The sequence below is a fragment of the Fodinibius sp. SL11 genome, from assembly GCF_052060035.1.
In the GTDB taxonomy this organism is placed as follows: domain Bacteria; phylum Bacteroidota; class Rhodothermia; order Balneolales; family Balneolaceae; genus Fodinibius.
This window is the reverse complement of the sequence record NZ_JBPOEA010000014.1, coordinates 51,520-67,678: the sequence shown is the minus strand read 5'-3', so window position 1 is coordinate 67,678 and position 16,159 is coordinate 51,520. Positions and strand designations below refer to the sequence as shown.

The 16,159-nt window shown below is 43.7% G+C and carries 12 protein-coding genes; 3 read left to right on the top strand and 9 right to left on the bottom strand.

Annotated features, from left to right (window positions below; translation table 11 throughout):
• Positions 1-65: 65 nt before the first annotated feature.
• From ACQ76V_RS13245 to ACQ76V_RS13210, 8 genes are all read right to left on the bottom strand, one after another.
• Positions 66-938, bottom strand: a complete 873-nt coding sequence (locus ACQ76V_RS13245) for an NAD(+)/NADH kinase (protein WP_441000984.1) — start codon at positions 936-938, stop codon at positions 66-68.
• A gap of 4 nt (positions 939-942) precedes the next feature.
• Positions 943-2,448 carry an ABC transporter substrate-binding protein gene (locus ACQ76V_RS13240; RefSeq protein WP_441000983.1) on the bottom strand — a complete coding sequence of 502 codons (1,506 nt, stop codon included), beginning with the start codon at positions 2,446-2,448 and terminating at the stop codon, positions 943-945.
• Positions 2,449-2,474: 26 nt separating this feature from the next.
• Positions 2,475-3,683: a D-alanine--D-alanine ligase gene (locus ACQ76V_RS13235; protein ID WP_441000982.1), complete on the bottom strand. Its 1,209-nt coding sequence runs from the start codon at positions 3,681-3,683 to the stop codon at positions 2,475-2,477.
• A 167-nt stretch (positions 3,684-3,850) separates the two neighbouring features.
• Complete coding sequence (gene recQ, locus ACQ76V_RS13230; protein WP_441000981.1) at positions 3,851-6,031, bottom strand: DNA helicase RecQ; 2,181 nt, start codon at positions 6,029-6,031, stop codon at positions 3,851-3,853.
• A gap of 147 nt (positions 6,032-6,178) precedes the next feature.
• Positions 6,179-9,016 (bottom strand): carbamoyl-phosphate synthase large subunit, encoded by a 2,838-nt coding sequence (gene carB, locus ACQ76V_RS13225; protein ID WP_441000980.1) that lies wholly within the window; start codon positions 9,014-9,016, stop codon positions 6,179-6,181.
• A 73-nt stretch (positions 9,017-9,089) separates the two neighbouring features.
• A complete protein-coding gene (gene carA / locus ACQ76V_RS13220; protein ID WP_441000979.1) occupies positions 9,090-10,211 on the bottom strand; it encodes a glutamine-hydrolyzing carbamoyl-phosphate synthase small subunit in 1,122 nt (373 codons plus the stop codon).
• 300 nt (positions 10,212-10,511) lie between these two features.
• On the bottom strand, positions 10,512-10,715 hold the full coding sequence (locus tag ACQ76V_RS13215; protein ID WP_441000978.1) for a CPXCG motif-containing cysteine-rich protein: 204 nt from the start codon (positions 10,713-10,715) through the stop codon (positions 10,512-10,514).
• Between the two features lie 203 nt (positions 10,716-10,918).
• Positions 10,919-11,815: a dimethylarginine dimethylaminohydrolase family protein gene (locus tag ACQ76V_RS13210; protein ID WP_441000977.1), complete on the bottom strand. Its 897-nt coding sequence runs from the start codon at positions 11,813-11,815 to the stop codon at positions 10,919-10,921.
• A 178-nt stretch (positions 11,816-11,993) separates the two neighbouring features.
• Here ACQ76V_RS13210 and ACQ76V_RS13205 point away from each other — a divergent pair, with 178 nt between their 5' ends.
• Positions 11,994-12,914 (top strand): DUF58 domain-containing protein, encoded by a 921-nt coding sequence (locus ACQ76V_RS13205; protein WP_441000976.1) that lies wholly within the window; start codon positions 11,994-11,996, stop codon positions 12,912-12,914.
• A gap of 41 nt (positions 12,915-12,955) precedes the next feature.
• On the opposite strand, the gene ACQ76V_RS13200 is transcribed toward ACQ76V_RS13205, so the two are convergent.
• Positions 12,956-13,747: an SDR family oxidoreductase gene (locus tag ACQ76V_RS13200; protein ID WP_441000975.1), complete on the bottom strand. Its 792-nt coding sequence runs from the start codon at positions 13,745-13,747 to the stop codon at positions 12,956-12,958.
• A 189-nt stretch (positions 13,748-13,936) separates the two neighbouring features.
• On the opposite strand from ACQ76V_RS13200, the gene ACQ76V_RS13195 reads away from it, so the two are divergent.
• Both ACQ76V_RS13195 and ACQ76V_RS13190 read left to right on the top strand, forming a co-directional pair.
• Positions 13,937-14,638 (top strand): response regulator transcription factor, encoded by a 702-nt coding sequence (locus ACQ76V_RS13195; RefSeq protein ID WP_441000974.1) that lies wholly within the window; start codon positions 13,937-13,939, stop codon positions 14,636-14,638.
• Between the two features lie 72 nt (positions 14,639-14,710).
• Positions 14,711-16,108, top strand: a complete 1,398-nt coding sequence (locus ACQ76V_RS13190; RefSeq protein WP_441000973.1) for a sensor histidine kinase — start codon at positions 14,711-14,713, stop codon at positions 16,106-16,108.
• The last annotated feature ends 51 nt before the right edge of the window (positions 16,109-16,159 follow it).

The window sequence follows — 16,159 nt, the reverse complement described above, 5'->3', positions numbered from 1 at the left end:
TGGTTTTGGCATGTTAAAGTTCGATAAGTATGCGGTTAAACATTAACATCCGAATGCTTTTTGACTTAAGTCCTCTGCCGCGAATCCATGCCCCACATCAGCTTATTGCGGAGGGTGTCGAAATAACTTTGATTGGGCAGCTCAATCAGATCAATAGTAAAGTTAGAGCGTTTTATATTGACCTCGTAGGGATAGTTGGAGATTTCATTGATTTGTCCATCATAAGAAAATAACACCTCGTGATCTTGTTTCTGGACGGTAACTTTTAGGTGCTTGTCGGAGGGGAGAACCAGCGGACGGGTCGTGAGCGTGTGAGGATTAATGGGGGTTACAACCATCACATTGGTACTGGGCATAACAATAGGTCCGCCAGAGGACAGATTATAAGCTGTAGATCCTGTGGGCGAAGCGACAATCAACCCATCCGCCCAGTAGTTGTTAATAAACATCTCATCATATTGTGCGCTCACATTTACCATGGATGTTGAATCCTTTTTCGAAAACAGGAATTCGTTAAGCGCATGATAGATGTTTCCCTGATTATCTTTGGCTTCCAGCAAATAACGTTTTCCTATGCGATATTTGTCTTTAGCAAGATAATCGAGCGCCTGATGGAGATTCTCTTTCTGCGTGTAAGCCATGAATCCGAGTCGGCCACTGTTAACCCCGAGGATGGGTTTTTGGATGCTTTTCATAAGCCGGGCAGTATATAGCATCGTGCCGTCGCCACCCAGTGCAATGATGATATCAGCCTGGTCGATGGCTGACTCTTCGTCCTCAACTATTACTGCAGAAGGATGGTCATCTCCATCGTATAATTTGCGTAAATCGGAACAGAAGTATACTTGCACCTCATGTTTATCTGCCCATTTGAGCAGGTCAATAAATGGTTCTTTAACGGAATATTTTTGAGGATTTGCTATAACCGCAAATTTCATGATGTTAATTTATTTTGTCGAGAGTTGGGAGAGAAACCCCACGCAAATCAAGCCACCATCCGTACTGATTAAAATTGAGTTCTCTAATTACATTTAGCTGCATTGCTGTGGGATAAACTCGAAAGCGAAACACCTCAGGATAGTTTGGACTTAATTCATTTTGACTATCGCTGATGAGCGGTATGCGCCATGTAACCAATAGATCAGTGGTTTTTGTAGTGGTTCGGAATTCGGTCATTCCCAGTTCAACGCTCTGACGATTCAATATTTTTGAGAGGTTGCCCAGATACGTACGGGCAAAAGGATCATCAGAAAAAACGGAGTAGAGCTGCTTGGTAGTTAAGGTCGTATCAACTTGTTGTGATGTAGAAAGAGTATCAGGGTTTATAATATTATCCGGCAGTAGCCCGAAGTAGGATTCAGTGTTAGCATAAGCCAGATTACTGAGTCTGCTTACGTCTGCAGCGGTAATATTTGCAGAAGGATTTGAGCGGATTACAATTTCATAAAAGTCATTTCTGGTCGTTAAGGAATAACGATTGGTATATCCTGTCTTAAGATTTCCAGCATCTGTAGTAACATTCCGTATCGTGTTAGGACCAAGTTCGGGAATAAAATGGATATCACCGGTCCCAATGTTACGCATTAGATTGGATTCGGAGTTGCTGGAAAGAATATCAACTCTGTTTAAGCGTATATCCTTAGAGGCATGATATTTTTGTGATTTGGCAAAAATAAAGGTCGAATCCGCTTTTTGGGATGAAAGGGTAAACGGTCCTGTTCCGACGGGGGCAAAAGAATTTTGTCTGGAGTTAACAGCTTCTCGGGGATAAATGACGGCATAGGGGGTAGTCAGCTTTTTCAAAAATTGCGGATCTTCCTTAGAGAGTTCAAAGACTACCGTACTGTCGTTTGGGGTTCGGATACCCGAAACCCCAGAAAGCGTTCGTTTTTCAGGTTCATAAACCTTGTGCTGTTCCTGATAATAGGGCTCAAAACCGTTAATGTCCCAAAATAATTGTGCCGCTGCAGGCGGATTACCCATTTTAGCCATTCGTTCAAATACAAACTTCACATCGTTGGCCACCAGCCGTCGCCCGGTTCCGGTACTAAATATATCACTGTCCTGATAATAAATATTCGGATTGAGGGTAAAGGTATAGGTAAGTGAGTCGCTACTAACTTTCCATCTTTTTGCTACTGCCGGGATAATATTCCCATTGGCATTCAGGCGGACAAGTCCTTCATAAATGAGTTGCAGTGCCCGCAGCGTCGCGCCATTTTCTGCTAACAGGGGATCAAAACTTGTAATAGGTTGATATTCCCCAATAACCAATTTCCGAAAATCCGCGTCCTCATCAGCGGTGGGATATTGTTCGGTAGTGTCAGAAGGAGCCGTAACAGTGGGTGCATCATTGATAACAACCGTTTCTGGTTGTTTACAGCCCCACAGTAGCAATAACGATACTATGAGTACAGGTAAATATTTTTGCAAGTTAAGTGATGTCATAATCCAAAAATTTACGTTGATAGCGACTATTCATCGGAGGATTTTTTTTGGGTGCCCTTTAAACCCTTAATTCCTTTCACAGCTTTTTCATTCAGCAGGTTCGTATTATACGAACGAATACGGCCAACTTTTTTCTGATGCTGATCGGTAGCTATATCGATTAGCTTTAGCATTAATTCGCGCATATTCATTCCGCTTTCTTCCCAAAGATAAAACGAGAACGAACCCGGAATGGTGTTAATCTCATTAAAATATAGTTCTTCTGTATCGCTATTGATCAGAAAATCGAGCCGGGCAATACCTGAAGCTCTAAATAATTTAAAAACCTGTTCTGATAACGACTGAATCTTATGAGTCAGTTCGTCTGAAATATCAGCGGGAATCTCACGATCGGCCGAAGCCATTCCCTTTTGTGATCCATTTTGTGACTGATATTTGTCCTCAAAAGAGAGTGTTTCATCTTGCCCGAGCGGTCGTTCACAAACACTTGTTTGAAGGTCGTGGACAGTACCTAAAACCGAACAGTTGATTTCGATTAGAGGCGACACAGCTTTTTCTACCATCAGGTTTTCATCATACCGGAAAGCTGTTTCAACGGCTTTAATGAGTTCATCTTCGTGTTCTGCTCTGGAAACACCGATGCTACTGCCAAGGTTTACTGGTTTCAGAATTACAGGATAACCGAGTTGGTCAGCTAATTGTAAAATGGATTGTTGATCCTTAACCCATTCTGACTCAAAAAAATCAAATCCTTGAACAACAGGAATATCGTGTGCCCGGCAAATATCTTTGGCTTTTATTTTGTCCATGCCCATGCTTGATGCAAGAACCCCGCTGCCTGCATAGGGAATGCTATACATTTCGCAAACACCCTGAAAGGCGCCGTTTTCTCCCTCAGAGCCGTGGAAGGCCGGGATTAATGCATAGATTGAATACCTTTTTGGAGAGCTGAAAAATCCCTTTTTTTCAGTTTCCAACAGTATCGGTTTTCCCAATTCATCATGCGAAAAAGTACACGGAGTAGCCTGTTTTTTCAGTTCATCCAGATCCTGATAATTTTCCATTTCCAGCAGTGGCTCGCCTGTCAACCATCGTCCCGATTTTGAAACATATAGGGGAATTATGTTGTAACTGGCTTCTTCAAGGGAAGCGATAACCTGCATGGCGGTAAGTACCGACACTTCATGCTCGGGCGAAACGCCGCCAAATGCCACAACAAGATTGCGTGAACTCATAGAATAGTATTGGTATTAAAGTTTAGTTACTCGAATGATAAGAAAAGATCGCTTCAGATGTGATATTAATACAAAAATGCAGAAGCGATTCCGTACAGCAAATATATAAAGACCGGTGCCTGTATTAAGCTAAAAAAGGTTGGAAAATGCAGCCACCGGCTGTTACGTTATTTGTTGTTTTTTGCCATATGATATAGTTGGATAATACGCAGTTCGCTGTAGCTTACCGATTTGTCGAGTTCGGTATATACCTTTCGAAGCATATGTGTAGGCACTTCGTCCATTACTTCGAGTACTTCATCACGCTTACGGGTAGAAAGGGATGATGCCTTTACGATGCCTTCCGGACGTATATTGTTGCCCTCTTTGAGATATTTTTTCAAATGCTTGATGATGGTGACATCCTTAACGCCGAACTGTTCGGCCAGGTGGTCGATCGATTTACCGGCATTATACTCCTTGCCGATTCGCTCGTATGGTTGGCCATGCTCTTGCTGCTTTTCTTTTTTCTCTTCCAGCAATTCAGTGTTTTCTTCTACATCGTTGGCCCGACAATATTTATTGATGATTTTCAGAAAGTCAGTGCCATATTTTTTGAGCTTCACGGATCCCACTCCATAAATGGGTATTAAATTATCTTTAGACTGAGGAAAATAATAGGCCATCTCCATAAGCGTAGTATCTGGGAAAATTGCATGGGGAGGAACCGACTGCTGATCGGCCAGTTCTTTACGTTTCTTTTTCAGTTGTTCAAAAAGGTCTTTGTTGTAATTATTTTCCACATCTGTCGAAGTACGATCTATTGCCTCATCATCTACTACGGTATCGCTGCGGTCGAGTACGCCAAATACATTTTCTTTGCCTTTAAGTACAGCCTTTCCCTGATCGGTGATCTTAAGGGCTCCGTGCTGTTCTTCTCGGCTCAGGTATCCTTGCTTAACTAAGAGCCGCGCAAGTAAAATCCAGTGCTCTTTGGCCCATTCGTTGCCAATGTCATAGGTAGGAATTTCATCATGGCCGTTTGACAATACTTTTTCTTTGGTGGATCCGCGCAGTACATCAGCTATGTAGTATGCATCAAACTCCTCGTTTGTGCGAGCGATGCAGGAAAGCATTTTTTGTGCTTGTACGGTCAGGTCTTCTACTTCGGCATCTACCGAAAGACAATTGTCGCACATGCCGCAGTCGTCTTTTTCGTATGTTTCTCCAAAATATTTCATCAGCGGTACGCGGCGGCACTCATCTGTTTCCAGAAACTTCATCAAATCTTTGAGATGCTTTTCAGCTACCTTTTTTTCCTTGCCTTCTTTTTGATTGATAAAGTACTGAATCTTTTGTTTGTCAGATCGGCTGTACAGTAATAGGCAATCTGAGCGGAGCCCGTCACGTCCGGCGCGGCCAATTTGTTGATAGTACGATTCAATATTTTTGGGCATATCGTAGTGCATTACGAAACGTACGTTCGGTTTGTCAATCCCCATTCCAAATGCAATCGTAGCAACAATTATCGAAATGTCGTCGCGGATAAACAGTTCCTGGTTTCTGTTGCGCAGTTTCTTGGAGAGTCCCGCGTGATAGGGTTTAACCGAATGACCTGCTTTCTTTAGTTCTACAAAAAGCTCTTCGACCTGCTTGCGGGAAAAGCAATAAATGATGCCCGACTGCTTTTTTCGGGTATAGAGAAAATCCAGCGTTTGTTCCAGCGGATCGTCCTTGTCAGCTACTTTCAGGAATAAGTTTTTGCGATCAAAGCTGGCAAGAAAGGTATCAGATTCTTCGAATTTCAGTACATCCTTGATGTCTTGACGTACGCGTGGTGTTGCGGTAGCAGTCAGGGCCAGACAGGTTGAACCGGGAAAATCTTTTCGAACTTCAGTAAGCTCCCGATAATCGGGACGAAAATCGTGCCCCCATTCTGAAATACAGTGTGCCTCGTCAATTGTAAATAGGTCGACATTTTGATTGGCAAGCAATTTACGAGTTCGCTCCATCAGCAGCGTTTCAGGAGCAAGATACAGCAGTTTTATCTCCTTGTTTTTTAACCGCTGAATATTGTGTTCGTACTCCTGATCGGTAAGTGAGCTATTAAGATAAATAGCCGGAATATCGTACTGTTGAAGTTGCTCAACCTGATCTTTCATCAGCGAAATGAGCGGAGAAACAACAACGGTCAGCCCATCAAAAAGCAGCGCCGGAATTTGGTAGCAGAGCGACTTTCCTCCCCCTGTGGGCATGATGACGAGTGTATCTTTCTCGTCCATGACGTTCGAAATAATGTCTTCCTGCAGGGGACGAAAATCTTCAAATCCAAAAACGTTATTAAGCTTGTTTCGTGCTTCTTTGATCATGTATCGCTGATAAAATCTGATTTATCTGATGGCGCAGAATAAATCCTGATTATAAATTATTGTTACTGAAAGTAAGACGTTGTTTTGAAAAGAGATGCCACCGTTTTCACGATGGCACCGATTTAAAAGTAGCTAAATATAAGACTATTACTTGCTCAGATAAAGGTTTTTAAACTCGAATGGTTTTTTAAAGTGTTCATCATTGAAATCTTCCATAAAGTAGATTGTTTCTCCGGTGGATTTCATCTCCGGGCCAAGCTCTTTTTTGACTTCGGGAAATTTATCGAATGGGAATACCGGTTCTTTAATGGCCCACTTCTTAAGCTTTGATGTCAAATCTGCCTTGTCAAAGTCTTTAAGTTTGGCACCCAGCATTACTTTTACCGCAATTTGTGCTTCAGGACGTCCGGTGGCTTTAGCCAGGAACGGAATAGTTCGCGTTGATCGCGGATTGGCTTCCAGCACATATACATCATCTCCCTTAACGGCATATTGTACATTCAGGAATCCTTTGATGTTCATATTCGAAGCAATTTTTTCGTGGTATGCTTTGATTTTCTCGATGGCTGTATCACTTAGCGAGTACGTTGGAATTACGGCTGTGGAGTCGCCCGAATGAACGCCCGCCGGTTCAATATGTTGCATGATGCCTGCAATGTGCATCTGATCTCCGTCATAAACCGCATCCACATCTACCTCTACAGCATGTTCCAGAAACTTATCAATGAGGAAGGCGTTTTCTGGGTGCGTCTCCAGTACACGCTGAGTATAAAACTCGAGCTCTTCCTGCTTAACAGCAATGCGCATTCCCTGTCCGCCGAGTACATAGCTGGGACGAATAAGTACCGGATAGCCGATACGGTTCGCAATTTCCAAAGCTCCTTCCACGTCTTCAGCTGTACCGTACGAGGGGAAGGGGATGTCGAGCTTTTTAAGAAACTCGGAGAATGAGCCTCGATCTTCAGCAAAGTTGATCATCTCGAAATCGGTACCGAAAATCTTGATGTCTTCTTCTACAAACTTTTTACCTAACTTCAGGGCCGTTTGTCCGCCCACCTGCAGGATGACGCCCTCGGGCTGTTCGTGCTCGTAAATATCCATTACGCGTTCCCAGAAAACCGGTTCGAAATAGAGCTTATCAGCCGTATCGAAATCAGTGGAAACGGTTTCGGGATTACAGTTTACCATAATGGCTTCGTAGCCCATTTCCTGGGCAGCATGCACGGCATGCACACAGGAGTAATCAAATTCAATACCTTGGCCAATGCGGTTAGGTCCGCTTCCAAGAATCATTACTTTCTTTTTATCGGATACGTCACTTTCATTTTCGCCTTCGTAAGCAGAGTAGAAATAGGGTGTTTCTGCGGGAAATTCTGCAGCGCAGGTATCAACAACCTTAAATGAGGGTTTTAGCTTAAAGTCGTGGCGTTTTTCACGAACTTCTTTTTCTGTGACCTCACCATTGCTTTGGCTCAACAACCAGGCAATTTGCTCATCTCCAAAACCTGCTTGCTTAAGCTCAAATAAGTCGTCTTTACTGAGGGTATCGAGTGATTGTCCCTCGGTGCGATTTTCGAGCGATACCATGTATCGAATCTGCTGCAGGAACCACGGATCCACCTTGGTGATATCAGCAATTTCTTCGACCGATGCCCCCAGTTTAAAGGCGTTTCGGATATTAAGCATGCGATCCCAGTATGGCTTTTTGAGTCGTTCGCGGACCTCCTTGCGATCCAACTCATTGTAACCGTCGGCGCCCAGTCCCGATCGACCAATTTCAAGGGATTGATAAGCTTTGTTCAGCGCCTCAGGGAAGTTTCGTCCGATAGACATTACTTCGCCTACCGCTTTCATCTGTGTGGTAAGTTCTTCATCAACATTGGGAAACTTCTCGAAGTTGAAGCGCGGTGCTTTTACAATCACATAATCGATGGATGGTTCAAAGCAAGCCGAGGTATTGCCGGTAATGGGGTTCGGCAGTTCGTCAAGATTATATCCTACCGCAAGCTTTGTAGCAATTTTGGCGATAGGATACCCTGTTGCTTTGGATGCAAGGGCGGAAGATCGACTCACGCGCGGATTAATTTCGATAGCCACAAAGCGATCGCTGCCCGGTTCAACGGCAAACTGCACATTACAGCCACCGGCAAACGTCCCGATCGAGCGCATCATCTTGATAGCCGCATCGCGCAGCATTTGGAACTGCTTGTCGGTAAGCGTTTGGGAGGGGGCTACGGTCACCGAGTCGCCGGTGTGTACGCCCATCGGATCAATGTTTTCAACGGTACAGATAATGACGACATTGTCGTTGGGATCGCGCAGTAGTTCAAGCTCATATTCTTTCCATCCAAAAATAGATTCTTCGATGAGTACACGGTGTACAGGGCTCATTTCCAGACCGCGCAGCACTTTCTTTTCAAATTCGTCTTCGGTCCAGACGATGCCGCCGCCGGCGCCACCCATAGTAAACGAGGGACGAATAACAATGGGCAAGCCTCCCAGATCTTCGGCAATTTCTTTTGCTTCGAGTACCGATTCTGCTGCTTTACTGCGGCATTGCGGAATATCGATATCATCCATCAGGTCGCGAAACTGTTGGCGATCTTCGGTGATATCAACGGCGTCAATATCCACACCAATAATTTTGATGTCACGTTCGCTCCAGTAGTTTTGCTGTTGCAGATCTCGAGTTAGATTCAATCCCGTTTGTCCGCCCATGGTAGGCAGCACCGCATCGGGCTCTTCAATGTCTACAATTTCTCTTATGGATTCTTCAGTCAGGGGTTTTAGGTAGATCTCATCAGCCATCATAGGGTCTGTCATAATAGTGGCTGGGTTCGAGTTGATGAGCACAACTTTATAGCCATCTTCTCGAAGAGATTTACAAGCCTGGGAACCCGAATAGTCAAATTCACAGGCTTGGCCGATTACAATTGGTCCTGATCCGATGATAAGTATTTTATTGATGTCGTCGCGTCGTGGCATTTGGTTAGTGGGCTTCTGAATTACAGATTAAAGATTCTTTTCGTGGGGATACGGTATCGTATCCAAATTATGTTCAGTTAATGGGTTCTCCTTTTTCCTCTTTGATCATATCCAGAAATTGATCGAAAAGGTAGCGAGAATCGTGCGGTCCGGGAGACGCTTCGGGGTGATATTGTACAGACATACCGAGAAAGTTTTTGAATCGGAGTCCCTCAATAGTTCCGTCGTTCAAGTTTTCGTGGGTTACTTCTACTTTGGATTTATCCAGTGCTTCTTCATCCACAGCAAAGCCGTGATTTTGGGTCGTAATTTCAACAAGTCCGGTCTCAAGGTTCTTTACCGGGTGATTAGCTCCGCGGTGTCCGACGTACATTTTGGTAGTAGGGATACCCTCGGATAGGGCCATGAGCTGGTGACCGAGACAAATTCCGAACATTGGCTTGCCGGTTTCTTTAGCATAGTTTACGGTATCCAATGCATATTCTGCTGTTGCATCCGGATCGCCGGGACCGTTGCTAAAAAAGAATCCGTCGGGATTCCACCGGTCGAGTTCTTCTTTAAAGTCACCTTTTGCCGGAAATACACGCAGCGTGCATCCTCGTTCTACCAGATTGTCAATAATGCTCTGTTTGATACCATAATCAAAGGCGGCCACTTTAAAAGGGCCGTCGCTGTGAACCGTTTGTGGTTCGCGGCGCGTAACTTCTGTTGCCAGTTCAAGGCCAACCATATCGTCCCAGTTCTGGGCTTTTTCGACCAGCTTATCTTCGTCAAGTTCGGTAGAGGATATAACGGCATTCATTACCCCCTTGCTTCGGATGTGTCGAACCAGCTTTCTGGTGTCGATGCCGGTAATACCAACGACTTCGTTGCGTTCCAAATATTCCTGTAGGTTGCCGTCAGCTTGGGAGTTGCTGTGCTCCCATGAAAAGGATCGTACGATCAATCCGGCAATCATCACTTTGCGTGCTTCATCGTCGCGGCTCATGGTGCCGTAGTTTCCGATATGGGGATAGGTCATCATCATAAGCTGACCGTAGTAGCTGGGATCGGTAAAAATTTCTTGATAACCGACCATGCTGGTGTTAAAACAGAGTTCACCGCCGGTGGTGCCTTTTTTGCCAATGGCATATCCGTGTTCAACGGTACCATCGGATAGAGCAATGATAGCTTTATCTCTGGGATAGAGTGACATAGTGAGGGTATATTGGTTTTGTGGTATTAAAATTTAGACATAAAAAAAATCCGACTAACAAAGAGTCGGATTTTGAAAAAGAGAATGGAAAATGTGTTTTCCGAATCGAAGTGCCATTCGGAAATTTTCTGTGACAGTTGAGCCTGCCAGCTGAATCAAGTGTTGTAGACTGGATTATCAACGTTTGTTGTTATAGCATCAGGTGTTCAAAATTGTGTGCTTCATTTACGTCCAGCGCAAAACTGTGAAAAGATACAAATCAAAGGGTCGATTTTCAACGGATTTTTTAAGTGATATAAGCTACTGGGACTGATGGCTTTGGATAATAAACTCTTTGTTGAATGTATCGTAGGAAACGGAAAGTTCGTTCGGTTGGCAACAAACTTGACAATCTTCGATGTATTTCTGCGTCTTGCCCTGGGAGGGATCTACGAAAGTGTGGTTCACTTCTCCGCAATACGCGCAACGATATTCAGTTCCCTGGGATTCCCCTTTATGTTTCATTGATGTGCAATTCTTAGTGAAATAAAATGATATTTTCGTTACCCAGCGCAGCTATGGAAGAAGATAAAGATGCTTACTTATTACGAATTATTCAGTTTGAATAAAAAAGGCACCGTCGCAGAGCAACGGTACCAGATTTATACCTTGTTTCAAAAATGATAATAAGGTATCTCAATACTTATTACTCACCACTTAATATTATCCTACCACAGCAACATCTTCATGCAAAATACACTGCCGCCGCTTTTGAGAAACTCATAAGTGCTGACTTCGTGAACGGAGAACCCGGCATCGCGGAGGTTCTTGTTTACATCCGTACAGCCTTGTTGGATAATGACATTACGTCCGTCGGGACAAGAGGCATTGCAGGCAAAAAGCTCTTCAGCCTCATATTTAGAGGCTTGGATTACCTTGTCAAACATCTTATTAATCATAGCTAAGCCTTCATCTGTAAACGCTTCTGGATAAATAAGTACGGTGTTTTCATCCAGTACACAAAAGCAGGTATCAAGGTGGTAGAACGATTCATCTACGAGTTCGAGCGCTAATACGGGTATATCAAAAGTGTCCGAGATTGTTTCGTAGGCTTCCATAGAAGAACGGTATCCATATCCGCCCCAGAGCAGACGTTTACCCGTATGCCAGATTGCATCGCCACAGCCTTCAAAGTCATTAATCGTATCTTCATCAAAATAGTGCAGTTCGTATCCATGCTGACGATACCACTGTTCGAAATAGGGGACTTCATCCTTGCGCTGGTCGGCGTGCATAATGCTCATGAAGACATGCTTTTTACCGTCTTCATCGAGATAAGGTAAGCTCTGGTTGGCACAAAAAACCATATCGGGCAGGCCTTCCTGATCTTCAATGACATGAATATTTATCCCGATTTGATCGAAGAGTGAACGAACAAGCTCCCATTCATTATTAGCTTCAATCTTATCCACTTTTCCAACCTGATCGGCCATGTGCGGGTTGATAACATAATCAACAGAATAGTGCAGCGGCCGTACCATCAGAACATCGGTAGGTAAGGGCATGGATGGACGGTCATCAACGGTAAAATCGATTTGATCTGCAGATGTAATTACTTGCGCCATAGATACTAAGCTTAGTTACAATATTTTCAGAAAGGATTCTTCCATAATTTTGATTCCTAAGATAACCATTTGTAGAAAAGAATAAACTTTTTAACGGTAATTATATTTAATGTAGGTTCGAGGTTCACCGTGATATTTTGTTAGATTACGGTTTCATTTTTTCCACAACGGAGTAAGTATGTTATTAGATCACGAATTACTGTCGCAATTGGCGCCGCTGGAACTGCGGGCCCGAAAAATTGTTGAGGGTTTTATTTCGGGGCTGCACAAAAGTCCCCACCATGGATTCAGTGTAGAGTTTGCCGAGCATCGCCCGTACAACCCCGGCGATGAAATCAAGCATATCGACTGGAAGGTGTATGGCAAAACCGAGCGACTTTTTGTAAAAAAGTATGAGGAGGAAACCAACCTGCGATGTTACCTGCTGCTGGATACAAGCAGCTCAATGTATTTTAAATACTTTAGTCCATGGAGTAAGTTACGCTACGCCATCCATTTTGGTTCTTCTTTGATGTACCTGATGCACCGTCAGCGCGATGCTTGTGGATTAATAACCTTTGGAGAGGAGATTAATCAATTTATTCCGGCGAAGTCTTCTTATTCGCATCTGCGGATGCTCTTTTCGGAGTTCGAAAAGCTGTTGGCCGAAGAAGAGGAAATAAATCAGGAACAACGAAAAACAGCTACCTCCAAAGTATTACACGAGGTGGCCGAGCGGCTTAACCATCGCAGCCTGGTTATTGTACTCACCGATCTTTTTGAAAATGTGGAACAGCATGATCAGCTGGTTTCAGCCTTGAAACATCTTCGGCACCGCAAACATGAAGTATTGCTTTTTAATGTGTTGGAAGAAAAAAGTGAGCGCAAACTGGATTTCCCTGACCGTCGGCTCCGAATGCAGGATATGGAGACCGGGTCACAAATGGAAGTGGTGCCGTCCCAGATTCGCGAAGATTATCAGAAAAAAGTTGAGGAGTTAACCCACAAGTTTAAACTGGCATGCAGTGAGTTCCAAATTGATTTTGAACAATTGGACACGCAAAGCGAATTTGATATGGCGTTGCTGGCGTATCTAAATAAGCGTAAACGACTCGGGTAATATATGGTTGCACAGGAAGGTACTTCGCGCAGAAGGATTTTTCAGGTAACCTTGGCATTGCGTAATATCTTGTTCAACAGACGAGGGAAAAACCGTTTTAGGTAAACGCCCCATATTTCTTTTCCGCCAATATAAATTTCTTCTTTCCCCTGTTTTATTTTGGGGATCAATTTTTGAGCAAACTCATCGGCCGCCATCCCTTTTTCTTGTCCTGCACCCATTTTATTATGCTTACTGCCATCGCCTTCAAGTGCATTTTTTGTGACATTTGTTTTAATAAATCCCGGGCAGACCAGAGAAACATCGATATTTTTATCGTACACCTCTTGGCGGAGGGAATCAAAATATCCGTGCAGAGCGTGTTTTGAAGCCGCATAACTGGATCGCAATCGGGTACCAAACTTTCCCATAACACTGCTGGTTACTACAATGTGTCCCGATTTTCGCTCAATCATCGATGGCAACACGGCTTTAGTAAGAGCTACCGTCCCAAAAAAATTGATCTCCATAACCTGACGAATGACATTCATTTGGGTGTTGATGGCCTCCGAGCGCTGACTGATACCACCATTGTTAAAGAGATAGTCAACAGCTCCCCAATGGCTTATGGCTTCTTCAGCTTTTGAGGGAAGTTCTTCGGTCTTGGTAAGGTCGAGTGGAATTATATGTACCTTAGAGGCCTGAAGACAGCTTGTTTTAACCTTTTGCAGAGCTTTTTGTCGGCGCGATGAAATAATGACTTTTGCACCTTGTTTGTTGAGCTCGTAGGTCAGTGCTTCTCCAATGCCGGATGAGGCACCGGTAATCCACACAATTTTATCTTGAAATGACATTGTGAAATGGCTAATTCAGAATCAGAAATACTTGCTCTAAGTATGCAGAATCATTTGTAGTATGACAAGGGTCATTTAACGGTATTGAGTATCTATTCAGATACTCGGTAACATTTACTATTTTATCACAATCAACGATTTTCTGTGTAAAGCTGTTATTGATCCCATTATTAAGTAAAAATAATCATTGTGAGACCTAAGCATAGTATATTATTAGTTGAGGATGAGGAAGAACCGGCGGAGATGCTGGCTAATTTTTTGGAGATGAATGACTACGATGTGCTTGTAGCCCACGAAGGGAACCGGGCACTGGATCTTATTGAGCAGCATGCCGGGGAAATCCATTTGGCCATTTTGGATATCATGGTGCCCAATGTAGACGGCAAAGAGATTTGCAGGCATATTCGTAATCACCCGGTATTGAATGATATTCCCGTTATATTTTTGACAGCAAAAGACGAAGAACAGGATGAAATTGAAGGACTCGAGTTGGGGGCGGATGATTACATTCCCAAACCGGCCAGCCTGCCGTTGGTGAAAGCGCATGTTGAGTCGCTGCTTCGTCGCCAAAATCCACAGAAAGCAAACTGGCTGCAATATGGCGATACCTATCTGGATACTGATGCCAAGGAGTTGTACGTGGAGGATGAAAAAATTGAGTTGACCTCAACCGAGTACACACTGATTGAGCTTTTCTATAAAAACCCTAAACGAGTATATACGCGGCAGGAGATTTTAGAGCATATTACCGAAGACGACCGGTATGTCTTTGATCGAACGGTGGATGTGCATGTCAAAAATCTGCGCCTGAAGATGGGGGATGCCGGCAAAGTGATAAAGACGTACCGTGGTATTGGCTATGGCTTGAATCGCGAAATAGTAAAGGTATAGTAGAAAAATGCAATGGATTTTGAAGGATATAAAATTAGTGAATACCAGCATAAATAGCGTTATCTGTGTTCTATGAGTATTCGTTCGAAACTTGCATGGACATTTATTCTACTGCTTATCTTTGGAATTACTTCCATCAGCAGCTACTCCATTTTATTTATTCGCGATTATTTACTCGAGGAGGGACGTGTGGAAATGGAGCGCGATACTCGGTGGCTTGCCGTTACAGCATCCAGTTTGGCAGATGACGATGAGTTCGAAAAACGACTGCTCGAAACCGCACGTACTTCGGGTTATCAGTTGGCGGTGTACGATTCTACGGGACATCTGCTAAACACCTTTGCCAGTGGCGATACGCTTATTCCCATGAGCCAGAGTCTGCCGGCAGGGATTATGGAAAGCGTAAACAATCGTAATAATTTACCCTTGCTCCCGCAAAATCCGGGCTCCGAAGTGCTGACAAGTTATGTGGCATTGAATCAACCTGTTGCCGGAGCCAAATATCTGCAGGCCTCTCAGTTTAAAGATGAGATTTATGAGCCCATTAAAACTATTCGTTGGATTATTTATTACGGTATGTTTATTTCTATCGGATTGGTTGTGGTGGTAAGCATCTGGATGGCACGCTACCTCACAAAGCCGATTACTCAGATAAAAGATGCGGCCCAGGATATTGCCGATGGTGATGTAGATCGAGAAATAAATATTAAACGAAGTGATGAGTTTGGGACGCTCGCGACATCCGTAAACCAAATGGCTTCGAAGTTACGTGCGGATACCGAGCAGATTAAGGAATTTGCGGAAAAGCAGCGACAGTTTTTTGCAGATATCACCCACGAAATTCGAAATCCCCTACACACGATTTCCGGAGCGCTTGACATGTTGGGGCTGGATAAATTATCAGAGGAAAAGAAGAGCAAATATATTGCCACAGCAAAAAAACAGACCGAGCGAATTTCGCATCTGTTTAAGGATCTGAAAACCCTTCAGCGTTACGATTCCGACGAGTATTTTGTGGAGCGACAAGAGTTTGATTTGGCTGATATTGCTCGTCATATACAGGATTGGTATGCCGATAAAGCTAAAGAAAAAGGTTTGGAGCTGAATATCGCTGATCATACTTGTAAGGTAGTTGGGGATCCCGGGAAAATTGAGCAGGTGCTGGATAATTTGATCTCAAATGCACTTAAATATACCAACGAGGGATCGGTGGATATGACTTATAAAAAGGAAGAGAATCAAGTGCTGATATCAGTCAAAGATACTGGCATTGGGATTTCAGATGAGCATTTAAACCGGCTGTTTGATCGTTTCTACCGGACTGATAAAGCACGATCTCGTGACAAAGGAGGAACCGGCTTGGGGCTGGCCGTTGTGAAAAGCATCATAAAAGGGCACGGTTCTGATATCCATGTAGAAAGCACCATCGGTGAAGGTACCCGTTTCTGGTTTTATTTGCCCAAGGCATAAGGCTTTTTCTTTCTTTATCAATGGGTTTTAGCATGTTGCCAATTAGATTAG